Genomic DNA, 22,730 nt, shown 5'->3' with positions numbered 1-22,730 from the left:
CGGCGGGGACCGGGGCGACCCGGTCCCCGCATCGGGACTGGAGACCCATGAACAGGCGAAGTGTGCTGGCACTTTCATTGGTAGCGGGATTGGGCGCCTGCGGCCGGCGGCCGGGTGGCGGCGACGCCACCACGATCCGGCTCGGCGACGACGTGGCCGAGGACAACCCGGAGATCACCGCCGAACGCTGGTTCGGCGATCAGGTGAAGTCGCTGACCGGCGGCAAGTACGAGGTGAAGGTCTTCCCGAACGCCACGCTGGGCGACTCGAACCGGATGAACGAGCAGGTCCGCACCGGCACGCTGCAGATGGCGAAGTCGTTGTTCAGCAACCTCACGGCGTTCGACAAGCGGCTCGGCGTGCTCTCCTTGCCGTACGCGTTCGCCAAGCCCGACGACGGTTTCGCCGCGCTGTCCGGCCCGCTCGGCAGCGAGTGCAAGAAGATCCTCGACGGCGTCGGCCTGACCGTGCTGTCGTGGTTCTACACCGGCACCCGGAACGTCTACAACACCAAGCGGCCGGTGCACGCCGCCGCCGATCTCAAGGGCCTTCGCCTGCGCGTGCCGCAGAACCCGGTGACCGTCGACTCGTTCAACGCCCTCGGGGCGCAGGCGACGCCGCTGCCGGCCACCGAGATCTACTCCGCGCTTCAGCAGGGCGTGATCGACGGCGCCGAGAACAACCCGATCTACTACGTCTCCAGCAAGCAGGTCGAGGAGGCGAAGCACTGGTCCTGGACCCGGCACCAGCTCGGTGTCGACGTGCTGATGGTGAGCAAGAAGTTCCTGGCCGATCAGCCGGCCGACGTACGGGACGCGCTGGTCCGGGCGGGCGAGCTGACCCAGGATCATGAACGGCAGCTGTGGGAGGCGCAGACCGACGCGTTCGTGAAGAAGGCGCAGGCGGCCGGCGCGACGCTCACCGACGACGTCGACGTGCCGTCGATGCAGGCCGCGCTGAAGCCGGTGTTCGCCAAGTATCAGCCGACGTTCGGCGACCTGATGAAGCTTCTCCCGATCGCATGAAGGCTGTGCTGCGGGTGGTCGCGATCGCCGAGAACATCCTGATCGGGCTCCTGCTGATCGCGATCGTCGCGGTGATCCTGGCTCAGATCTTCTTCCGGTACGCGTTGGCGCAGCCGCTGTCCTGGTCGACCGAGGTCGCCACGGGGCTGCTGCTCTACGTGGCGTTCGTCGGCTTCGCGATCGGGGTGCGGGACAACGCGCACGTCACACTGAACCTGTACGAGCGCCGCCTCTCCGAGCGGGGACGCCGTCTCGTCCGTGCCGTCGAGCTGGTCTTCCTCGCCGGCGTCCTGCTCGCGCTCGGCGTCGGCACCGTGCAGTACATGAGCGAGCAACGGGACGTGACCACGCCGGCCGGTCTGCCGCTGTGGACGATTCTTCTCGCCGTACCCCTCGGCTCGGTGTTGGGAATTTTCCATGCCGTCGTCGAGATCGTCGCGCCGCAGCCCGTGCCGGTCGACGCCGAGCTGGTCGGAGGTGCCGTGTGACCCTCGCCGTCGGCTTTCTCGGCATCGTCCTGCTGATCCTCGGCGGTGTCCCGGTGGTCGCCGCGCTCGGCACGGTCGGGCTGGCCCAGGCGTGGTGGGACGGTCTGCCGCTGTCCGCGGCGGCGCAGTCGGTCTATCACGGCCTGGACAGCTTCACGCTGCTGGCCATTCCGCTGTTCGTGCTCACCGGCGAGATCCTGCACCGCTCCGGCGCCGCCGAACGGCTGGTTCGTTTCGTCACCATGCTGGTCGGCTGGTTGCCCGGTGGCCTGGGGATGAGCGTGGTCGCGTCGACCATGCTCTTCTCCGGGCTGTCCGGATCGGTCAACGCCGACGCGGCGGCGATCGGCGCCACGATGATCCCGCCGATGGCCAAGGCCGGGTACCGGCGTCCCTGGGCGGCGGCGATCGTCGCCGCCGCGTCGGGCACCGGCATCCTCATCCCGCCCTCGATCACCATGATCGTGCTGGGGACGGTCGCGCAGATCTCGATCCGCGACCTGTTCCTCGCCGCGCTCATCCCGGCGGCCGTCGTGGCGATCGCCAAGGGACTGGTCATCTTCTTCTACGCCAAGCACGGCGAGCCGACCGGCGAGCGGGTCCAGGTCACCGCGTCGGCGCTCGTCCGCTCCGGGTTGTCCGCGGCACTCCCGCTCGGCGCCCCGGTGATCATCCTCGGCGGCATCCTGGCCGGCGTCTTCACCGCCACCGAGGCCGCCGCGGTCGCCGTTCTCTACGCCACGCTGCTCGCGATCGGCTACCGCAGCGTGTCCCGCGCCGACTGGCAGACGATCCTGGTCAACGCCGGGCGCATCTCCGGCGTGGTGCTGTCCCTCGTCGGGGTGGCGCAGCTGCTCGCGTACATGCTGGCCTACGACCAGGTCGGCGTCGAGCTGGCCGACTGGACCAGCCAGTTCACCGGCAACTACCTGATCTTCGTCACCATTCTCATGGTCATCTTCTGGATTCTCGGCGCGCTGCTCGACGGCATCCCGGCCCTGGTCGTGCTGATTCCGCTGTTCCTGCCGCTGGCCGCCCAGGCCGGCATGGGCGAGCTGCATTTCGCCATCTTCAGCCTGGCGGTGTTCGGCATCTCCCTGGTCACCCCGCCGCTCGGCTCGGCCAGCTTCATCGTGACCGGACTCGCGAAGATCCGGGTGGTCGACCTGATCCGCCCCATGCTGCCGTTCATGGCCGTCATGTTCGGGACGATTCTCGTCCTGGCCTACGTTCCGGCCTTCTCCGAGTGGTTGCCGTCCCTGGTCCGCTGACCCGCGCCGGTCAAAGGCGCAGGCGGTTGGCGCGGTTCAGCGTCTCCTCGGGGGCCTCGTCGATGGCGGGGTCGTCGCCGGCGAGGTCGAGATCTTCGACCAGGCGGCCGTCGGTGAGGCGCAGCAGGCGGTCGCAGCGGGCGGCCGCCGAGCGCTCATGCGTGGCCAGCAGCACGGTCAGCCCGCGTTCGTCGCGCAGGCGCAGCAGCAGGTCGAGGATCTGGGCGCTGTTGGCGGTGTCCAGATTCCCGGTCGGCTCGTCGGCTAGCAGCAGCCGCGGCTCGCCCATCAGCGCCCGGGCGACCGCGACGCGCTGCTGCTCCCCGCCGGACAACTGGCCGGGCAGCGCCCGCTCCCGCGCGCCCAGCCCGACCGAGTCGAGCAGTTCGCGAGCGCGCGCGGTCTTGTCGTACGGCACCCGGAACGGCAGCACCGGCGCGATCACGTTGTCCAGCGCGGTCAACGCCGGCAGCAGGTGATAGCGCTGGAAGACGAAGCCGACCGTACGCCGATAGGCCGCGAGCCGCCCCCGGCCCAGTGCCGTGACGTCGGTGTCGCCGACCCGCACCACACCGCGGTCGGCGGACTCGACCGCGCCGATGAGGTTGAGCAGCGTGGACTTGCCGGATCCGCTCGAGCCGGTCAGCGCGGTGACGCTGCCGGCCGCGATGTCGACGGTGACGCCGTCGATCGCGGTGAGCCTCTCCTTGCCCGCCGGGAACGTCTTGACCAGGCCGTCGAGGTGAACGGGTGCGCCTTCGATCATGTCTACTCCACGGCCAGGGCTCGGGCGGCGGGCATGCGCTGCACCAGCAGCGCGGGAACCAGGGCGGCAATGGTGGCCGCGACCGTGCCGGCGGCCGCGGCCAGCGCGGCGGCGACGAACAGCTGAGAGGGCAGCTCGCCGGCCAGCCAGGCCGCGGCCGCGAGCCCGGCGCCGGCGCCGGCCAGCGCGCCGATCAGGCCGATGCCGAAGCCCTCGGCGGCGACGAGCCGGGTCAGCGCCGCCGGCGTCCAGCCCATGACCCGCAGGGCGGCCAGCTCGGCGGCCCGCTCCCGGATGTTGAGGTAGAGCACGTCGGCCACGGCCAGCGCGCCGAGCAGCACGGTGGTGTTGACGGCGACGGCGTCCACCCCGCGGACGTCCAGGGAGACCGCATCGCCGAGCAGCGTGCCCACGATGGCGCCGCGGAACGCCAGCGTGGTGGCCACGAGCACGGTGAGCGCGGCGATGCCGATGGCGAGCGCCGTCGCACCCAGCAGGGTGCGTCCGGGCGTACGGGTCACATTGGCCAGGCCCATCGCCGTCACCGACCGCGCCGCCCGCGCCCGGCGCGGCGCCCTCGCCGCCGGTCGCAACGTCTCGGCCGGCCGCAGCCGCGCCGCCCGGGCCGCCGGAACGCCGCCGGCCAGCAGCGCCAGCCCGACCGCCACCGGCACCGCCAGCAGCGCCTGACCGACGCTGACGCCGATGCCCAGCGCCGCACCGAGCGGCCCCATGAGGGCCAGCGACAACAGCCCGGCGACGAGTCCGATCAGGGCGATCTCACCGAGAACCGCGCCGGCGATCCGGCGCGCCGGCCAGCCGAGGGCGACCAGGACGGCCAGCTCGGCGCGCCGGTCGCGTACCCCGGCGGTGACCGCGTTGACCAGGAACAGCGCGCAGACCAGCAGGACCAGCACGAACAGCACGGCGCTCTTGCGGTCGACGGCGTTGACGATGGCGGTGGCCGCCCCCTTCTTCGACCAGCCCTCGGTCAGCAGCAACGCGGGACGCCCGTACTTCCCGGCCGCCACCTCGACGCGCTGCGGCGCCGGTGACGCGCCGTAGGTGACGTCCACGTCGAGGCCGGTACGCGCGGCGATCTCCTGCGCGACGACCCGGACCCGCTCGCGGGACGTGGCCGAGAAGCCGTCGGCGTCGGCGACCCGCACGCGGACGGCGCTGATCGGGGCGGCGGCGGCCTGGCGGGCGTCGGTGCGGCTCAGCGTCTGGGTCAGCGCCTCCACCGTGGTCAGCAGCAGGGGAGGGGAGGCCAGGTAGCCGGCCGGGTTGCCGTCGGGCAGCAGCGACCGGCCGCCGAGCAGATCCCGGCTGCGGGCGTCGGCGCCGGCCGACCCGGGCGGCTCGTACGTCTCGAGCGGCACCCGGGACAGGGCGCTGAACCCGGTCATCCGCTCCGGATCGAAGGTGCCCACCACGCGGAGCGCGTCGATGTCCTGCCCGGTGCGGCTCACCCGTCGCACGGCTCGGAACGAGGTGTCGTCGATCTGCCACGGCACGGTGAGCCCGGTGGACGAGAGCTGATAGGCGGAGGTGTCGGTCGGCGTGGTGCGGGCGGCCAGCGTCCCGTCCGGGCCGCGGTCGTAGGTGACCGGCCCGGTCTGCACCAGGTGCTCCAGCTCCAGGCCGCCGGGCCCGGTGAGCAGGGTGGACAGCACGTTGCGGTAGCTCTCGGGCGCATCGCTGACGGCCCGGCCGGCCTGCGTCGCCGGCAGCGCGTCGAGCGTGGCGGCAAGGCTCTCCGGGGCCGCGGCCGGCGGCTTGGCGCTCAGCCGGGCGCGGGACAGGGCGACGGCGAGGGTCTCGTCGGCGTACGCCCGGCCGGCCGCCACCGCCGGCACCGTGTGCCCGAACTCGGTCGCCGCGGTGCCCTCGTGCGGGGCGAGGTAGCGCCCGGCGTCGACCGCGCCGCCCAGCCCGACCAGCTTGTCCTCGGCGGCCGGGTCGACGGCCGCCAGCAGCATCGGGATGTGGGTGGACACGGTGAGGACCAGCTTGGCGTCGGCCGTGGTGCCGCCCGCGCCGTCGTCGGTCTGGAAACGGCCGTCCGGCAGCAGGCGGATCACCTGCATGTCGGCGCGGTCGCGGTCGGTGGTCAGCGTCGACCGGACGGCCGGGTCGAGCTCGGTGCAGATCGGCTTGCCCTGCTCCAGCACGGCGAGCTCGCCGCCGCACAGGTCTTTCCCGCGGCGCACCTCGCCGCCGGTGAAGTGCGCCTCGTCGTCGCCGTAGCCCTCGATGATCGGCCACGACACCGGGTGCTTGGTGACGTAGACGTACATCGGGCGGCCGGTGGCGCGGCTCAGCCCGCGGTCGGCCAGGAACGTGCGGTCGAGCCGCACCACCTGCCGGTCGGCCGTGCGGTCGACGGCGGCGGTGAGATCCAGGCGCGCGTGCAGCAGCATGTTGACGTAGCCCGCCATCGCGATCGGCGCCGCCACCTCGACCCCCGGCACCGCGCCGATCCGGGCGTACTGCCCGGTGGTGATGCCGCCGAAGATGCCGGACAGATAGTTGGGGCGGACCAGCGCGGACGCGTCCTCCAGCGGGGTGCGGGCGCCGTTGGGGCGGACCAATATGTCGTACGCCGCCCGGCTGTTGCCCTGGATCGTGCTGGTGACCTGCAGGCGGGCCGCCCGGGTGGTGCCGGTCAGCACGGTGAAGCCGGTGGTGGCGATCAGGATGCCCAGCAGCAGCGTTACGGCCCGTGCGGGACGCCCGCGGAGGTGGGCCCAGATGAAGCGCGACACGCTCACACAGTGCCGCATACATTGTGACAATGCAATGGGTACGATCGAGCCATGCCGATCCAGCACGCGGTGCTCTCCCTGCTCGCCGACGGGCCGAGTTACGGCTACGAGCTGAAGAGCGCTTTCGAGGCGGCGGTCGGCCCGCAGTGGGGCCCGCTCAACATCGGTCACCTCTACCAGATCCTCGACCGGCTGCTGCGGGACGAGCTGGTGAGCGCCGAGCGGCACGCCCAGCAGGTCAAGCCCGACCGGGTCGTCTACTCCATCACCGGCGCCGGCCGCGCCGAGCTCGAGGAGTGGCTGGGCGCGCCGAGCCCGCGCAGCGGGGGATTCCGCGACGACTTCTTCCTCAAGATCACGGCCGCGGCCCGCTCCGGCGAGCCCGGCACCGTGCGGCGCGCCCTCAGCGCCCAGCGTGCGCACCTGCTTCGCGAGCTGCGCAACCTCGACGCGCTGCGCCGCAAGAACGACGATCGGGTGGTCGGCCTGCTGCTCGCCGCCGCGATCCGGCACGTCGAGGCCGACCTGGCGTTCGTCGACGACGCCGAGGCGACGCTGCTCGACGGCGAAGCGGCGTCACCGCGACCGGCGCATCCGGCCGCGCCGCGGGTCGACGTGCGAGCGGCCGAGCCGCCGGCCGCGCGTCCGGCCGCTTCGGCGGCCGCGCACCCGGCCGAGCCGGCCGCGCATCCGGCCGCTTCGGCGGCGGCGCATCTGGCCGAGCCGGCCGCGCATCTGGCCGAGCCGGCCGCGCATCTGGCCGAGCCGGCCGCGCATCCGGCCGCGCCGCCGGCCGACGTGCGAGCGGCCGGCTGACCCGAGGTGCTCGCCGCGTTTGAGCGGGCCTCGTCGCAAGGCCGGGAGGTGTCCGGTCCCTACCGGCATGGAACAAGCCCTGGAATCGAAGGCCGGCGTGCGGAACGGCAGGGTGGCCGGCCGCCTCGGCGGAACCCGAGGGCGGAACGATCAGGCTGAGCGGCGCCCGTTCGGGAAAATGGCGAGGACTACTCGAATTACGGCGTGGGCAAACGCCAAATGGCGGCCCGCTGAACCAGTCGGGCCGCCATCGGTAAAGCGTCGATCAGATAGCGCGGATGTTTTCCGCCTGCGGGCCCTTCTGGCCCTGCGTGACGTCGAACTCGACCCGCTGGTTCTCGTCGAGGCTGCGGAAACCGCTCGCCGAGATCGCGGAGAAGTGGGCGAAGACGTCGGGGCCGCCGCCGTCCTGGGCGATGAAGCCGAAGCCCTTGTCACCGTTGAACCACTTCACGGTACCTGTAACCATGTCTGCTCCCTCGCAGGCTGTTCGGGGTCGCACTGTGCAGACCCCGCACGCCGCCGCGTTGATCACCCGCGCCGAACCGACACGAAGAAACGAAAAAAGCGCCCGGATAGGTTCAGATAACCCATCAGGCGCCGAAAACGTCTACGGAAATCAAAACTGCAACGACGCCAACCTAGCACAGAATTCGTAACCCAGGCGAGCGACCTCGTCACAGCCGAGCGCCGGGTGGTGCGGGTAGAGTTGGAACTGGATCAGCTCGTCAAGATTTTTTCACCGATAATTCCGGCGCGCTGACGGGATCGTTGCCGCCCCACCCAACTTCACCGGCCACGAGCGGGCGGATCGTCCCCGACGTGGTCACGATGATGCCGTTGCGGCAACACTCAGAGGAGACCGATGTCAGCGCCACACTCGTCCGCCGTCGCGGTATCGACGTCACGAGAGCCCACCAAGACTCTTCGGGAGAAGGGCTCGGACAGCTTCCACGCCGCGCTGGCCGCGATCTTGGCCGCCGGGCTCGACGCCGCCCTCGAAGCGGATGACTACCCCCGAGCGATCACCTTGATCAACCGCGGCTTCGCGGAGGGGACGCCCCAGCTGGGCTGCGAGCTCCTCTGCCGGGCCATCGCGGTCGTCGGCCCGGCCCGAACGTGGACGGTCCAGCTCGCCCCCCTGACCCACGTGCGGCCGCGTCCCGGTTCCCTGGACTGACCCGCGACTCCCCGGGGCAGATCCGAACCGGATGCCCCGGGCCACCCGACCGGCTGGTGCGCTCCCGCGACGGAGTCACCAGCCGTCTTGGCCCACGCCCGGGATGAGTGACACCAGCCCGTCTTGGTCGAGGCTCCCGGGCGAGGTCAGCAGCCGTCACGGTCCACGCCCCGGGGTGAGGTCACCAGCCGCCCTGGACGAGGCCGAGCAGGCCGGAGGCCGGGTCGGCCACGGAGCTGACGTTGGCGATCACCAGGACGACCGGGGCCAGCGTCAGCACCGACCAGAGGATGGGGATCACCGGTCGCTGCCGTCGTTTCGCGAAGCGGCGCCAGGACGCCACCGCCAGGCCGGCCACGATGATCACCAGGACGGCGGCGATCACCGCCATGGCCGCGTGGTAGCGGACGAACTCGTCGATCATGGCCTGCAGCGCGGGCGAGAAGTCGTCGCCGGCGGCCAGTTGCCGGCCGGCCTCGGTGAGCGCGCCGGTGAGCTGCGAGGTGGCCGGGCGTTCCAGCAGCATCGGGAACAGCGAGCCGAACGGGGCGACCATGCCCTGGATGTTGGCCATCACGGTCACCGTCGCCAGCAGGCCGAGCGCGACGACCGCCGTCATCGCCGTGACCAGGGCGGCGCCGGTGAGCGAGCGCCGCAGCCGGACGCCGAGCACGATCAGCACGGCCAGCACCAGGGCGGCGATCAGGCCCTTGATCAGGTGGTAGCGGAACCAGTAGCCGACGACCTCCCGCAGCGGCGGCGGCAGCGTCGGACCGGCCGCCTGCCAGTAGCCCACGAAATCTTGGTGAACGGCGGTCACCAGCCGGCGATGGCTGGGGAAGTTGTTGCCGGCCAGCGGGCCCGGCAGCAGGACGAAGGCAGCGATCAACAAACCGACAAGCGCCGTAAGAGGGGCAAAACGTCGTGCGATGGACACAGTGGTCTCCTTCAACCGGGGTTTCCAGGGGTTACTGCCGGCCGCGCAGGTAGGTGAGGACGGCCAGGACTCGTCGGTTGGTGTCGTCGCTGACCGGCAGGTCGAGCTTGGTCAGCACGTTGCCGATGTGCTTGCCCACGCCGGCCTCGGTCAGCGTGAGCGCCCGGGCGATCGCCGCGTTGGAGTGGCCCTCGGCGACCAGCGCCAGCACCTCCTGCTCGCGCGGTGACAACTGCGCGAGCGGGTCGTGGCCGCGCAGCATCAGCTGGCGAACCACCTCGGGGTCGACCACCGTGGCGCCGGCGGCCACCCGGCGGAGCAGCTCGGCGAACTCGGCGACGTCGGCGATGCGGTCCTTGAGCAGGTAGCCGATCGCCCGGCCGTCGCCGGAGGCGAGCAGCTCGCCGGCATAGCTCTGCTGGACGTACTGACTGAGCGCCACCACCGGCAGTCCGGGACGGGCGGTGCGCAGGGTCACGGCCGCGCGCAGCCCCTCGTCGGTGAAGCCGGGTGGCATGCGCACGTCGGTGACCACCAGGTCGGGCGCGGCCTCGCCGACCGCGGCCAGCAGGGCGGGCGCATCCCCGACCGCGGCCACGATCTCGAAGCCGAACCGGGGCAGCAGGCCGGCCAGTCCCTCGCGCAGCAGCACGGAGTCTTCGGCGATCACGACCCGCATGGCAGCTCCACCCGGACGATCGTCGGCCCGCCGGCCGGACTGGACAGCAGCAACCGGCCACCGGCCGCGGCCGCCCGGTCGGCGAGGCCGGTCAGCCCGGACCCGCCCGCCGGATCGGCCCCGCCCGCGCCGTCGTCGCGCACCTCGGCGGTGAGCAGCGGGCCGTCGCGCCGGACGACGATCCGGCACTCGGTGGCGCCGCCGTGCCGGGATGCGTTGGCGAGGGCCTCGGACACCGCGGCGAAGGCGACCGTCTCGACGCCGGACGGGAACCGGCCCGGATCGGCCGTCACGCGCATCCGGAGCGGGCTGGCCGCCGCGAGCTCCTCGACCGCGGCGCGCAGGCCCAGCTCCCGCAACGTGCGCGGACTGATGCCCCGGACCAGCTCGCGCAGCTCGACCATCAGGGTCTTGGCCTGCTGGTGGGCGGCGGCCACCGCCTCGGCCGCGGGCGAGTCGCCCGGCAGCTCGTGCCGGGCCAGGCCGAGCTGCATGGTCAGGCTGATCAGCCGTTGCTGGGCGACGTCGTGCAGATCGCGCTCGATGCGGCTGCGCTCGGCCTCGAACGCGTCGGCCAGCCGGGCCCGCGACCGGGTCACCTCGGCCAGCTCGGCGCCGTCGTGGTCGGGCTCGCCGGCGAGCAGCAGCCGGGCCAGCGCGGCGTGCGCGCCGCCGAGGACGGCGGTCAGGTAGAGCCCGACCGGGATCAGCACCAGGCCGAGCGCGAGCCGCCCGAGCACGTTGCCGGTCGAGTCGACCTCCGCCAGCCGGTGGTTCACCGCGATAGGGGTGGAGACGACGAGCGCGGCGGCCACGCCGAGCACGCCCAGCCACACCGGGGCGATCAGCACCAGCAGCAGCGCGTAGGCGACCGCCCGCCAGGTGACCATGTCGGTGTAACGGCCGGCCCGGCGAGCCGCCGGCACCGGGACCGGGACCGGGTCGACCAGCCGCAGCCGGCGGCGCTCGAGGGGCGCCAGGGCGAGTGCCAGCCGCGGGCCGCCCACCGCGAGCAGGCCCAGGCCGAGAAGACCCAGCCCCGCCGCGGCCAGCAAGGGGATCGTGCCACCCTCGCGGGCCACCCGGACGGCGGCGGCCAGGGCGGCCACCGGGGCGGCCAGCGCGAGCCAGATCAGCCCGACGGCGACGGCGCTGGTCGACGCATAGGCGAGCGCCCGCCAGGGCCACGCCGTCGCCAGGTAGCGAGGGTGCCGCACGGCCCGCAGAAGCGTCATGCCGACAAGTCTGGCGAACGCGGGCGGGCCCAACCAGCGCACCAGCAATAGTCTTCGGGTAGGGCCAGCTATACCCCGGACGCCATGCGGGCGGTTCTCGTCTCCTGGTACGGGCAGCCGAGCCGGCCGAAGACGATCGAGAGCCGGACGAGCTCCGCACGGTCGCCGGCGGCGATGGCGGCGGCCCGCTCGACCATGGCGGCGGCGATCGGGTTGTCGCGGACGGCGTGCCGGCTCCGCTCGACGCGGGCGGCCGCGTCGGCATGGTGGTCGAGCACGGCGGCCTCCGCCCACAGCGCGGCGTACCACGGCCGGCACGGCCCGATGCCCACGACCTGGAACGGCTCGGAGTCGTCGATGTCGGCCGCGAGCCGCCGCACCGCGGCCGCCGGGTCGTCACGATGGAGAGCGAGCAGGCCGTCGAACACCGGAGGCCAGCCCAGAACACATCCGGCGAGGTCGTCGGCGTCGGCGCCGAGCTCGATCGTCCGGCGGATCCAGGCCGCGCGCCGGTCGTCGTCGCCGAGCATGCCGTGCACCATCGCGACGGCGTAGGCGCCCCGGGCCAGGTTGCGGGCGACCGGCCGCCCGGCCCGTTCCCAGCCGATGCGGAAGCGCTCGCCGGTGCGGACGACGTCGTCGAAGTGGCCGGCGAACGCGTCGACGAGCAGCCGCCGGCACATCGCCAGGTGGTCCTCGTCGCGATAGAAGGGCAGACCGGCGAGCGTCCGCGCGCCGGCGGCGGCGCCGGCCAGGTTGCCGGCGGCGAGCTCCGCCTCGACCGCCATGAGATGCCCGTCGCCGAACTCGAACCCGCTCAGCGGGTCGATGGTGAGCGTGCCGAGCACCTCGAGCCGGCGGCGAGCGACCTGCCTCGCCTCGGCGATGGCGTCGCCGGCCAGCTTGGTGGCGGTCAGCAGGTCGAGGGCGATGCTGTGCATGACCCCGTCGCCGGCCCGCTCGGCGAGCTCGACGGCCTCGCGGGCGTCATCCTGAGCGCTCAGGTCACGCCACCCGGTCACCAGGGCGAACGCCGCCCGGGCGCGGGGGGAGTCGTCCGACAGGGCGAGCGCCTCGGCGACCAGCGCGTCGGCTTCGGCGGGCGAGTGCGGCGTGGCCATGATGCCGGGCGCCCGGTTGATGTACATCGCCATCGTCGCCAGGTCCTGGGTGGCGCCGGCCCGGTCGCCGGCCGACGTGGCGGCCCGGGCCGCCGCCCGGAACAGCCGCAGGGCGTCGTCGCCGGCGAACCGGCTGGCCGCCGCGCCCGCGGCCAGCCGGAGATGGTCCGCCCGCCCGGCGAGCTCGGCGGCCCGCTCGTACCGCCGCTGTGCCTGCGCCTGCCGCCCCCGGAGAAACAGCAGCCCGGCAAGATCGGCGGCCAGCTCGGCCGCCGGCTCCCGGCGCTTGACGTCGCCGGCCGACCACGTGACCGCCGCGTCGACGTCGTCGACGACCCGGTCCAGCCGGGCGCACCAGTCCTCGTCGATGTCGGCGGTGTCCCGGCGGCGGAGAGCGGCGACGGCCGCGCGGCACCACCGGTCGTGGCCGTCCCGGATCGGCGCGAGCTCGCCCGCCTCGTCCAGCCGCTCCATGCCGTACTGGCGGATCGTCTCCAACGCCCGGTACCGGGTCGGCTCGCCGCGCTCGACGACGAGCAGGCTGTGCTCGGCCAGCCGGGCCAGCCCGTCCACGACCTCCGCGAACTCGTGCTCGGCGCCCGCGACGGCGCAGGCGGCGTCGACGTCGAACCACGAGGCGAACACGCTCACCCGGCGCAGCAGGGCGCGATCGGCGGACGAGAGCAGGTCGTAGCTCCAGCCGACGGCGTCGCGCAGCGAGCCGTGCCGGTCGGCCGCGCGGGTCCCGGCGGTCAGCACCCGCAGCCGGTGGCCGAGGCCGGATTCCAGCCCGTCGAGCCCGAGCGCGGCGAACCGGGCCGCGGCCAGCTCGATGGCCAGCGCCATGCCGTCCAGCGCCCGGCACAGGGCGGCGACACGCCCGGCGTCCAGGGGCGCCGGGTCGTCGAGCACGGCGGCCACCCGGGCGGTGAACAGGTCGACGGCGTCACCGCCCCCGGCGGCGACCGACAGTCCCGGTACGACGTACACCCGCTCGTACGGCAGGAGGAGCCGGGTCCGGCTCGTCGCCAGCACGGTGATCTCCGGGCACCCGGCCATGATCCGCTCGATGCAGTGCCGGACGCCGTCGAGAACGTGCTCGCAGTTGTCCAGGACGAGCAGCGCGTCGCTGCCGGCGAGCACGGCCACCAGCGCCCGCTCGATCGACATCGTCCGCTGCTCGGGAACGCCGACCATCTCGGCGACCGCCGGGACGACCATCGCCGGGTCCGTCACGTGGACCAGGTCCAGGAACCAGACGCCTTCCCGGCGGGCCGGCGCGATCTCGGCGGCGACGCTCAGCGCGAGCCGGGTCTTGCCGATCCCGCCCGGGCCCGTCGCGGTCACCAGGCGGTGGCCGGCGAGCGCCGCGATCAGCGCCGCCCGCTCGCCGGAGCGGCCGATGAACGGCGTGACGGGCAGCGGCAGGCCACGACGGCCGGATTTGACCAGAACGTGCCGGGCCAGGCTGCGGCGATCGGGGAGTTGCAGCTTCCGGAGCATCGCCGAGACGTGGCTCTCGACGGTGCGCGCCGAGATGAACAGCTCATCGGCTATCTGCGCATTCGTCAGATGCCGGGCAATCAGCGCGAGGATCTCGGCCTCTCGCGCCGTGACCTCCGTGCCTTTGCCCGAACCGCCCGAACCCGCCGTCGTCACACCGTCCAGTGTCGCTCCCCGTCCGTCCGTGCCGGGCACGGGTGTCCCAGATCCGTGGTGGGCACGGATGTGCCGGGCCCTCAGCCCGGCGAACCTCGTCGGTACGCGCATTCGCAGCCCGCGGATCCACCACCGTCGAGGAGACGATCCATGACCAGCACCGACAGCGCCACCCGCAACGGCGTCGACACCGCGACCCTCTTCGCGACGGTCGACGCCGTACGGGCCGACACCGGTCTCGCCAAGTTCCAGTTCCGGGCCACGAACCGCTGGCTCACCGGAACCCACAACCAGTCCACGATCCACGGCTTCCACGGCGCGAAGCAGGAGATGACCCACCGGGAGCCGTTCACCTTCGACGCCGACCACCCGCCGGTGCTGGTCGGGTCGGACCAGGGCCCGACCCCGGTCGAGTACCTGCTGCACGCCCTCGCCGCCTGCCTCACCGCGGGCATCGCCAATGTCGCCGCCGCTCGCGGGGTCGCCCTGACCGAGGTCTCCTCGACCGTCGAGGGCGACATCGACCTGCTCGGCATCCTCGGGCTGTCGGACCAGGTCCGCAACGGATACCAGCAGATCAAGGTCGATTTCACGGTACGGGGTGACGACCCGGAGAAGCTGCGCGCCGTCGTCGAGCAGTCGTGCCGCCGATCGGCCGTGTTCGACGTCGTCACCAACGGCGTGCCGGTCGCCGTCACGGTCCACACCGACTGACCCGGTCCGATCCCGATTTTCGCAGCGAGGGGAGCCCGCCGATGCCACGCACGGACTCGGTCATCATCGGCGCCGGCCACGCGGGCCTGGCGATGAGCCGCTGCCTGGCCGACCGTGGCCTGGAGCACGTCGTCCTGGAGCGCGGCTCGGTGGGCGAGCGCTGGCGAACCGCCCGGTGGGACAGCTTCCGGCTGCTGACCCCGAACTGGCTCACCCGGCTGCCGGGCTGGGCCTACGCGGGGCACGAGCCGAACGGGTTCATGACGGCCGGCGAGTTCGCCGACCACCTGTCCCGGTACGCCCGCTCGTTCGACGCCCCGGTCCGGCACCGCACGCCGGTCACCCGCGTCGAGCGCACACCGGCCGGGTTCCGGGTCCACACCGGCCGGGACGAGTGGACGACCCGGAATGTGGTCATCGCGACCGGGTATCACAGCCGGGCCGCGGTGCCCGCCCTCGCCGCCCGGCTCGCGCCCGAGTTCGCCCAGCTCACCGCCGCGCGCTACCGGTCGCCGTCGCGGCTGCCCGGGGGCGGGGTCCTCGTCGTCGGGGCCTCCGCCTCCGGCGTTCAGATCGCCTACGAGCTGGCCCTCGCCGGCCGGCCGGTGGTGCTGGCGGTCGGCGGTCACACCCGGCTGCCCCGCCGGTACCGCGGCCGGGACATCCTCTGGTGGCTGGACCGGATCGGCGCGCTGGACCGCGACATCGACGACGTGCCGGACGCGGCGGCGGCCCGGGCCGAGCCCTCGCTGCAGATCGCCGGCACCTCGGACGCCCGCGGAGTCGATCTCGGCGTGCTGCGGGCGGCCGGCGTGACGCTGACCGGCCGGCTGCGCGCGCTGGACGGCGCCGTCGCCCGGTTCGCGGATGACCTGGCCGCCGGCATCGGGGCCGCGCAGCTGCGGCTGACCCGGGTTCTGCGCGACATCGACCATTACGCCGACGCCACGCCGGGCGCCGCGGCCGGGCCGGCCGACCCACCACCGGAGATCGCCGTTCCGGCGGCGCCTTCCGAACTGGACCTCCGGCGGGCCGGCATCGCGACGGTGGTCTGGGCGACCGGCTACCGGCCCGCATACCCCCTGCTGGCGCCCGCCGCGCTCGACCACGGCGGCCAGATCCGCCACCGCCGCGGCGTCACCGCGGTCCCCGGGCTGTACGCGATCGGTCTGCGCTTCCAGAGCCGGCGGAAGTCGACGTTCATCGACGGCGCCCGCCACGATGCCGCCTACCTCACCGACCGCATCACCGCCCGCCGTGTGCCGTGCCCGGCGGGTGAACGATGATGCCGGCCCACGACGCCATCGTCGTCGGCGCCCGGGCGGCGGGCGCCGCGACCGCGATGCTGCTGGCCCGGCAGGGACGGCGGGTGCTCCTGGTCGACCGCGACCGGTACGGCGCCGACACCCTCTCGACCCACGCACTCATGCGGGGCGGCGTGTTCCTGCTGTCCCGATGGGGTGTCCTCGACCGGGTCGTCGACGCCGCCACGCCGCCGGTGCGGCAGACCCGCTTCGACTTCGGCGCCGACACGGTGACGCTCACCATCAAGCCGGCCCACGGCGTCGACGCGTTGTACGCGCCGCGCCGCACCGTGCTCGACCGGGCGCTGGTCGACGCCGCCGGGGCCGCCGGCGCGGACATCCGGTTCGGCGTCGGCGTCACCGGCCTGCTGCGCGACGAAACGGGCCGGATCGCCGGGATTCACGGCCGTGACCGGACCGGCGCCACGTTCACCGCGCGCGCCCCGCTGACCGTCGGCGCCGACGGAACCCGATCCGTCGTCGCCCGTGAGGTGGGCGCCGCCACGCTCCGGACCGGCACCGGGGCCGGCGCGGTCCTCTACGGCTACTGGACCGGGCTCCCCGTGGACGGCTACGAGTGGTTCTACCGGCCCGGCCACAGTGCGGGCTTCATCCCGACGAACGGCGGGCAGGTCTGCGTCTTCGCCGGGATACCGGCCGGCCGGTTCACCGGCGGTGACCTCCGGGCCACGTACGACCGCCTGCTCGATGCCACCACCGGGGGCGCCGCCGGCCGCCTGGCGCGGGCCCGTCCTCCCGACCGGCTGCACACCTGGGTCGGCCGCCCCGGCTACGTCCGGCAATCCCACGGCCCGGGCTGGGCGCTGGCCGGCGACGCCGGATCGTTCCTCGACCCGCTCAGCACCCACGGGATCACCGACGCCCTGCGCGACGCCGAGATGCTCGTCCGAACCTTCGACGACCTCGAGGAGTACGCCGCCACCCGGGCCCGCGTGCACGACGCCATGTTCGACGTGGTCGACCGCATCTGCGGCTACCGCTGGGATCTTCCCGAATTGCGCAGGGACCTGCTCGAGCTCAGCTCGGCGATGAGCATGGAGCTGGGACTGGTCGCCGAGCCGATACCGGAGACCGGATAGCGAGCGGAGCTGCTGGCATGCTGGTCACATGGTGGACAGGTCCCCGCGCGACCGGCCGGTGCCGGCCTGGGTGGCGCCGGTCTTCGCCGTGCTCGGCGCGGCCACGGTGCCGTGGACCGCCTACCTGGCGATGACGCTGCCGGCGCAGGCCGGCTCGCAGCACTATCGCCTCGCCTGGGTGGGCTTCGACGTGATGCTCATCGTCGTTCTGCTGGCCACCGCCCGGCTCGCCTGGCGCGGCTCGCCGCACATCGGGCTCCTGGCCGCCGCGGCCGCGACCATGCTGGTCGTGGACGCCTGGTTCGACGTGACCACCTCGCCGCCCGGCGCCGTGCCGCCACCCCTGCTCTCCGCCGTGCTTCTCGAGCTGCCCCTCGCCGCCGTCTGCGGCTGGATCGCCCTGCATGCCGATCAGGTCGTCGAGCGCCGCCGGCGCCGCCTGGACCGGCGTGCCGCGACCGCGGAGGACCGGGACGGTCCCGGCCGGTAGGGTCCGCACATGGCACTGGGTGTGCTCGCGGCCGTGGCGTCGGCGCTCTGCTACGGCGTCGCCTCGGTGCTGCAGTCGAAGGCGGCACGGGTCGATCCGGCCCGGCCCGGGGAGCTGCCGCTCTACCGGCTGGTCGTCCGGGGCCTGTTCGTCGCCGGCGTTCTGCTCGACGTCGCCGGTTTCGCCGCGCAGTTCGTCGCGCTCCGGATCGTGCCCGTCTTCCTCGTCCAGGCCGCGCTGGCCGGTAGTCTCGCCGTCACCGCCGCGGTGGCCGCCGTCGTTCTGAATCTCCGGCTGGGACGCTCGGACTGGATCGCGATCGGCCTGGTCTGCGCCGGCCTCGCCGCGCTGGGATTGTCCGCCGGCGCCGAGGGCGCCGCCCGCACCGGTGTCGGGTTCCGCGGCGGACTGGTCGTCGCCACCCTGCTGTTCGCCGCCGCCGGCTGGGCCGCCGGCCGGCTGCCGGAACCGGCCGGATCGGCGGTGATGGGCCTGGTCGCCGGTCTGGGATTCGGCGTGGTGGCGCTCGCGGCCCGGGCGTTGCCGAGCCTGAAGCCGGTGGATCTGCTCGCCGACCCGGCGACCTACGCGATGGCCGTCGGCGGCCTCGTCGCCTTTCTCTGCTATGCCCGCGCCCTGCAACGGGGCGTCGTCACCGCCGTCACCGCGACGCTCGTCGTGGGCGAGACCCTGCTGCCCGCGATCATCGGCATCCTCGTCTTCGGCGACCACACCCGGCCGGGGGCGATGCCGATCGCGGTCGCCGGTTTCGCCGCCACGCTGATCGGCGCCGCCCGGCTGGCCCGCTTCGGCGACGTCGGCCAACCGGACGAACAGCCACCGCCCGGCGCGGTTTCGTCCCGATAAGACGCCGCTGAAGACGCCGCTGAAGACGCCGCTCACCCCGGCGAGCGCGAATCGGGCGACTCGGCATCGGAGGCAGCCGCGACGCCGGTGAGGTGCGGCTTGCCGGCCACCCCGTCGGCGATCCAGCGCCGGGCCCGGGTCACCCGGCCGTGCCATCGCCGGTCCCGGCGCAACGCCCGCCGCAGCTTCCGGGACCCGGGCCGGTAGAACCGCCGCGCCCACGGCGAGGACGGCCGGGCCAGCCGGATCGCGCCGACGAACGCGAACACCGGCGCGAGGATGCCGATCAGTCCGGTCCAGACCTTGCCCTTGGCCAGCGTGATCAGAACCAGCATGGCGTTGAGCAGCATAGTCGTGGTGATGTCCCAGCGGCTCGCCCGCTCGCCGGCGGAGAGGTCGTCCATGCCCAGCGGCGCGGCGCCGAGCACGAGCATGCCGATCAGCGCGACGGCGAGGAACACCGCGTCCACCGACCGGCGGCCGGCCTCGGTCCAGTAGACGTCCCGCAGGTGCAGCACCAGGGCGAACTCGTCGAGCACGAGCGCGGTGCCGACGCCGAACCCGGCGGCGACGCAGCTGCGCCAGAACAGCGTCGACGAGAACGGCGCGAACGACGCCACGCCGCAGACCGTCATCAGGCCGATCCCGAAGACGACGTGGTGGATGTGCACGCCGCCGCTGCTGATGTTCCCGGGCCACCAGGAGACGCCGGCCCGGATCATCCGCACGCTCAGCCGGATGCTCAGGAACGCCACGACGAAGCCGATGAACAGCAACAGCAGCGGTTGTTTGCCGGGCGCCAGGACGTGGTCGTGGTAGCCGGCCTCGAGCCAGTGCACGGCTAACCCGGGCGGACCATCGGAAAGAGCACCGTGTCCCGGATGTTCTTCCCGGTGATCATCATGATGAGCCGGTCGACGCCCATGCCCAGCCCGCCCGAGGGCGGCATCGCGTACTCCAGGGCGCGCAGGAAGTCCTCGTCGAGCTCCATCGCCTCGGGGTCGCCGCCGGCGGCCAGCAGGGACTGCGCGGTGAGCCGGCGGCGCTGTTCGACCGGGTCCACGAGCTCGGAGTAGGCCGTGCCGATCTCGGCTCCGAAGCAGACCAGGTCCCAGCGCTCGGCGAGTCGCGGGTCGTCGCGGTGGGCCCGGGTCAGCGGCGAGACGTCGATCGGGAAGTCCCGGTAGAAGGTCGGCTCGACGGTGCGGCCCTCGACCAGCTCCTCGTACATCTGCAGGAGCAGCTGGCCGGTTCCCCAGCCGGGCGCGTACGGGACGGCCGCTCGCTCGCAGTGTTTGCGCAGCTGGTCGGCCCCGGTGTCGGCGGTCACCTCCTCCCCGAGCGCGGCCGAGATCGCGTCGTTCACGGTGACGCTGCGCCAGGCGCCGCCCAGGTCATGGGCGGTTCCGTCGCGGACGACGGTGGTGCCGCCGGACACCGCCCGCAGCACCTGCTTGATCATCTCCTCGGCGAGCGACTGCATCCGGTCGTAGTCCCAGTACGCCGCGTAGGCCTCCACCATGGTGAATTCGGGGTTGTGGGTGGCGTCGGCGCCCTCGTTGCGGAAGTTGCGGTTCAGCTCGAACACCCGCTCGGCGCCACCCACCATCAGCCGCTTCAGATAGAGCTCCGGGGCAATACGGAGATAGAGCCCCATGTCGTACGCGTTGATGTGGGTGAGGAACGGACGGGCGTTGGCTCCGCCGTGCACGTTCTGCAGGATCGGCGTCTCGACCTCGAGGAAGCCGTGCTCGTGCAGGTGGTCCCGCACCGCGCGCACGGCGGCCGGCCGCAGGTGCAGCATGCGCCGGGCCTCCTCGTTGGTGATCAGGTCGAGGTAGCGCTGCCGCACCCGGGCCTCGGGATCGCTCAGCCCCCGGTGCTTGTCGGGCAGCGGCCGCAGGCACTTGGCGGTGATCGTCCAGCGGTCGGCGAAGACCGACAGCTCGCCCCGGCGGGAGGTGATCACCTCGCCCTCCACGCCGACGTGGTCGCCGAGGTCGACGTCCTGGCGCCAGGAGCGCAGCGCGTCCTCGCCGACCCCCTCGAGCGCGATCATCACCTGCAGGACGCCACTGCCGTCGCGCAGGGTGGCGAAGCACAGCTTGCCCGCCGTCCGGTAGAGCGTCACCCGCCCGGCGACGCCGACCCGGTGCCCGGTCCGGGTGTCCGGCGGGAGGTCGCCGAACCGCTCGCGGATCTCCCGCATCGTCGCGGTCCGCGGAAAGCCGGCCGGGTACAGCTCGGCGCCGTGGGCGCGGAGCCGGTCGTACTTGTCCCGCCGGACCCGGACCTGCTCGGGCAGCCCGGCGAGCTGACGGGCCAGTGCCGCGGCCAGCGGGTCCTGGTCCCGCTCGCCGTCGCCGGCCGCCGCCATCAGCGCCGCCACCTCGGCGCCGCCGGCGGTCGCCGAGGTCAGCGGGCTCACGTCGGGCCGGGCCGGGCGGCGGATGCGCAGCCGCATCGGTGACACGAAGCCCTCGGCGATGGCGAACGCGACGCCGATGCGCAGCAGGTCCCGCCGGTCGGCGAAGCACAGGTACCGGGGATACCAGTCGGGCTGGTACTTGGCGTTCGCGCGGTACAGCGACTCCAGCTGCCACCAGCGCGAGCCGACCAGCAGCAGGCTTCGCCACAGCCGCAGCACCGGTCCGGCGCCGATGCGCTCGCCCTGCTCGAACGCCGCCCGGAACATGGCGAAGTTCAGCGAGATCCGCTCGACCCCCAGCAGGCGCGCGTGCTGGATGAGCGACGTCACCATGAACTCGTTGACGCCGTTCTCCGCGCTCCGGTCGCGCCGCATCAGATCCAGCGACAGCCCCCGGTCGCCCCACGGCGCGAACGACAGCAGCGCCCGGCGCACCCCCGCGGCGTCCAGGCACTCGACCAGCACGCAGCGTCCGTCGGCGGAGTCGCCGAGCCGGGACAGCGCCATGGAGAAGCCACGCTCGGTCTCGGTGTCCCGCCACCGGTCGGCGTCGTCGACGACCGCCGCCAGGTCCGCGTCGTCGATGTCGGCGTGGCGCCGGATCCGCACGGTGTGACCGGAGCGCTCGACCCGCAGCACGGCCTGCCGCACGACCCGCATGGACCGCCCGTCCAGGCTGAAGTCCCGGACGTCGATGACCGCCTCGTCGCCGAGCTCGAGGGCGCCCAGGCCGGCCGCGACGTACGCCTTCGCCCCGGCCTCGCCCGCGCCCATCACCGCCGGGGCCCACCCGAAATACTTGGCCTCGGCCAGCCAGGCGTCGATCGCGCCGGCCCAGCCCTCGGGGGCGCCGATCGGGTCGCCGGCGGCCAGGCTGGCGCCGCCCACCACCCGGTAGGCGACGCCCGCCCGATGACCCGGCGACCAGATCACCGTCTTGTCGCGACGGGTGGCGAAGTAGCCGAGGGAGTCGTTCTCGCCGAACAGCGCCAGCCGCTCCCGGATGCGGGCCTCGTCGTGCGGGTCGAGCGAGCGGCGGGCCTGCCGGGGGCGCAGCAGCACGGCGACCGCGATCAGGAAGGCCAGCCCGCCCATCAGCCCGCAGAGGAACGTCACCCAGCGCGGCCCCCGCCCGACGATGCCGGTGTCGTCGGCATCGCCCAGACCGCCGAAGACGTGGTTGACCGCCCAGGCCAGCCGGTCGCCCTCGGTCGCCAGGGTGCCGGGCGCGACCCGCAGCAGCAGCCAGCCGATCAGGACGCCGAGCGTGAGCAGCCCGACCAGGACGCCGAGCGCCTTCCAGCCGTTTCCGCGCTCGATCCGGGCCGTGAACTGGCGCCGGGCCGCCACCAGGAACACCGTCGCGGCGGCGGTGACGATCAGGGCGGGCAGATAGGCGAACTGCCCGCTCACGGTCTGCCCGAGCCGGGTCAGCACGGTCGGGACGGCGAGCAGCACCAGCACCAGCCACCAGGCGGCCCGCAGGCGTCGGCGGCAGGCGCCGGCCAGCAACGAGAGCACGATGGCGTACGCGAGGTTGGGCGTCACCGTGATCGAGAGGTACTCGACCGCGACCCGCGGCCAGTGCAGCGGCCGGCGAAGGAACGGGAACACGGCCAGCAGGGCGGAGAAGGCGGCCACGAACCCCAGGTAGTACGCCAGCAGATCGGGGACTCGCTCCAGCCTTCGACGGCGCCGCTCCAGGCGCGGTCTCGTGCTCACCGTCGACGCTTCCATCCGGGCCCCCTCGGCCGGCAAGGCCGGGCGGTCGCGCCGGCGCAGCGGCTCTTCCGGTGAATATCCACCCTCGTCACGGCCATGGGAATCGGCCGGGCGGAGATTTCCCTGGATACGCCGCCGGAACGGCACGAGTGCTGATCTT

General features: G+C 73.3%; 19 protein-coding genes. 10 read left to right on the top strand and 9 right to left on the bottom strand.

What is annotated here, in order from left to right; genetic code table 11:
- Positions 1–47: 47 nt before the first annotated feature.
- Genes ACZ6TB_RS23565 through ACZ6TB_RS23555 form a run of 3 tightly spaced genes read left to right on the top strand, consistent with a single transcriptional unit; the run spans position 48 to position 2,784 of the window.
- Positions 48–1,025 (top strand): DctP family TRAP transporter solute-binding subunit, encoded by a 978-nt coding sequence (locus ACZ6TB_RS23565; RefSeq protein ID WP_465556948.1) that lies wholly within the window; start codon positions 48–50, stop codon positions 1,023–1,025.
- Positions 1,022–1,513 carry a TRAP transporter small permease gene (locus ACZ6TB_RS23560; RefSeq protein ID WP_465556946.1) on the top strand — a complete coding sequence of 164 codons (492 nt, stop codon included), beginning with the start codon at positions 1,022–1,024 and terminating at the stop codon, positions 1,511–1,513. Before ACZ6TB_RS23565 ends, ACZ6TB_RS23560 begins: the two co-directional genes overlap by 4 nt.
- Positions 1,510–2,784 (top strand): TRAP transporter large permease, encoded by a 1,275-nt coding sequence (locus tag ACZ6TB_RS23555; protein ID WP_465556944.1) that lies wholly within the window; start codon positions 1,510–1,512, stop codon positions 2,782–2,784. Before ACZ6TB_RS23560 ends, ACZ6TB_RS23555 begins: the two co-directional genes overlap by 4 nt.
- Positions 2,785–2,794: 10 nt before the next feature.
- Here the strand turns inward: ACZ6TB_RS23555 and ACZ6TB_RS23550 are convergent, their stop codons facing one another.
- The gene (locus tag ACZ6TB_RS23550; RefSeq protein WP_465556943.1) at positions 2,795–3,550 is read right to left on the bottom strand and encodes an ABC transporter ATP-binding protein; all 756 of its coding nucleotides are present in this window, start codon (positions 3,548–3,550) and stop codon (positions 2,795–2,797) included.
- A gap of 2 nt (positions 3,551–3,552) precedes the next feature.
- Complete coding sequence (locus ACZ6TB_RS23545) at positions 3,553–6,318, bottom strand: FtsX-like permease family protein (protein ID WP_465556941.1); 2,766 nt, start codon at positions 6,316–6,318, stop codon at positions 3,553–3,555.
- Between the two features lie 51 nt (positions 6,319–6,369).
- On the opposite strand from ACZ6TB_RS23545, the gene ACZ6TB_RS23540 reads away from it, so the two are divergent.
- Positions 6,370–7,134 carry a PadR family transcriptional regulator gene (locus ACZ6TB_RS23540; RefSeq protein WP_465556939.1) on the top strand — a complete coding sequence of 255 codons (765 nt, stop codon included), beginning with the start codon at positions 6,370–6,372 and terminating at the stop codon, positions 7,132–7,134.
- Positions 7,135–7,399: 265 nt separating this feature from the next.
- Here the strand turns inward: ACZ6TB_RS23540 and ACZ6TB_RS23535 are convergent, their stop codons facing one another.
- Positions 7,400–7,603, bottom strand: coding sequence for a cold-shock protein (locus ACZ6TB_RS23535; protein WP_465556937.1), 204 nt, complete (start codon positions 7,601–7,603; stop codon positions 7,400–7,402).
- 396 nt (positions 7,604–7,999) lie between these two features.
- Between ACZ6TB_RS23535 and ACZ6TB_RS23530 the strand changes: the two genes are divergently transcribed.
- Positions 8,000–8,314, top strand: a complete 315-nt coding sequence (locus ACZ6TB_RS23530; RefSeq protein WP_465556935.1) for a hypothetical protein — start codon at positions 8,000–8,002, stop codon at positions 8,312–8,314.
- A gap of 181 nt (positions 8,315–8,495) precedes the next feature.
- Here ACZ6TB_RS23530 and ACZ6TB_RS23525 read toward each other — a convergent pair whose 3' ends face one another.
- From ACZ6TB_RS23525 to ACZ6TB_RS23510, 4 genes are all read right to left on the bottom strand, one after another.
- Positions 8,496–9,206, bottom strand: a complete 711-nt coding sequence (locus ACZ6TB_RS23525; RefSeq protein WP_465556933.1) for a hypothetical protein — start codon at positions 9,204–9,206, stop codon at positions 8,496–8,498.
- A 76-nt stretch (positions 9,207–9,282) separates the two neighbouring features.
- Complete coding sequence (locus tag ACZ6TB_RS23520) at positions 9,283–9,930, bottom strand: response regulator transcription factor (RefSeq protein ID WP_465556931.1); 648 nt, start codon at positions 9,928–9,930, stop codon at positions 9,283–9,285.
- Positions 9,918–11,165, bottom strand: coding sequence for a sensor histidine kinase (locus ACZ6TB_RS23515; RefSeq protein WP_465556929.1), 1,248 nt, complete (start codon positions 11,163–11,165; stop codon positions 9,918–9,920). Before ACZ6TB_RS23515 ends, ACZ6TB_RS23520 begins: the two co-directional genes overlap by 13 nt.
- Positions 11,166–11,233: 68 nt before the next feature.
- Complete coding sequence (locus tag ACZ6TB_RS23510) at positions 11,234–13,945, bottom strand: LuxR C-terminal-related transcriptional regulator (RefSeq protein WP_465556927.1); 2,712 nt, start codon at positions 13,943–13,945, stop codon at positions 11,234–11,236.
- 150 nt (positions 13,946–14,095) lie between these two features.
- Between ACZ6TB_RS23510 and ACZ6TB_RS23505 the strand changes: the two genes are divergently transcribed.
- Genes ACZ6TB_RS23505 through ACZ6TB_RS23485 form a run of 5 tightly spaced genes read left to right on the top strand, consistent with a single transcriptional unit; the run spans position 14,096 to position 18,420 of the window.
- On the top strand, positions 14,096–14,659 hold the full coding sequence (locus ACZ6TB_RS23505; RefSeq protein WP_465556925.1) for an OsmC family protein: 564 nt from the start codon (positions 14,096–14,098) through the stop codon (positions 14,657–14,659).
- A 41-nt stretch (positions 14,660–14,700) separates the two neighbouring features.
- Positions 14,701–15,945 carry an FAD-dependent oxidoreductase gene (locus tag ACZ6TB_RS23500; RefSeq protein ID WP_465556923.1) on the top strand — a complete coding sequence of 415 codons (1,245 nt, stop codon included), beginning with the start codon at positions 14,701–14,703 and terminating at the stop codon, positions 15,943–15,945.
- Entirely contained in the window at positions 15,945–17,063 is a 1,119-nt protein-coding gene (locus tag ACZ6TB_RS23495) for an NAD(P)/FAD-dependent oxidoreductase (RefSeq protein WP_465556921.1), read from the top strand. The genes ACZ6TB_RS23500 and ACZ6TB_RS23495 overlap by 1 nt, the downstream gene beginning before the upstream one ends.
- Positions 17,064–17,091: 28 nt before the next feature.
- On the top strand, positions 17,092–17,553 hold the full coding sequence (locus ACZ6TB_RS23490; RefSeq protein WP_465556919.1) for a hypothetical protein: 462 nt from the start codon (positions 17,092–17,094) through the stop codon (positions 17,551–17,553).
- Positions 17,554–17,562: 9 nt separating this feature from the next.
- Positions 17,563–18,420: a DMT family protein gene (locus ACZ6TB_RS23485; RefSeq protein ID WP_465556918.1), complete on the top strand. Its 858-nt coding sequence runs from the start codon at positions 17,563–17,565 to the stop codon at positions 18,418–18,420.
- 32 nt (positions 18,421–18,452) lie between these two features.
- Here ACZ6TB_RS23485 and ACZ6TB_RS23480 read toward each other — a convergent pair whose 3' ends face one another.
- Complete coding sequence (locus ACZ6TB_RS23480; RefSeq protein WP_465556916.1) at positions 18,453–19,259, bottom strand: hypothetical protein; 807 nt, start codon at positions 19,257–19,259, stop codon at positions 18,453–18,455.
- Positions 19,260–19,261: 2 nt separating this feature from the next.
- Positions 19,262–22,585 carry a bifunctional lysylphosphatidylglycerol synthetase/lysine--tRNA ligase LysX gene (gene lysX, locus ACZ6TB_RS23475; RefSeq protein ID WP_465556914.1) on the bottom strand — a complete coding sequence of 1,108 codons (3,324 nt, stop codon included), beginning with the start codon at positions 22,583–22,585 and terminating at the stop codon, positions 19,262–19,264.
- Between the last annotated feature and the right edge of the window lie 145 nt (positions 22,586–22,730).

The sequence above is a fragment of the Actinoplanes sp. NPDC051537 genome (assembly GCF_055586105.1).
The sequence above is the reverse complement of the archived record's forward strand: the minus strand, read 5'-3'. Positions and strand labels throughout refer to the sequence as shown.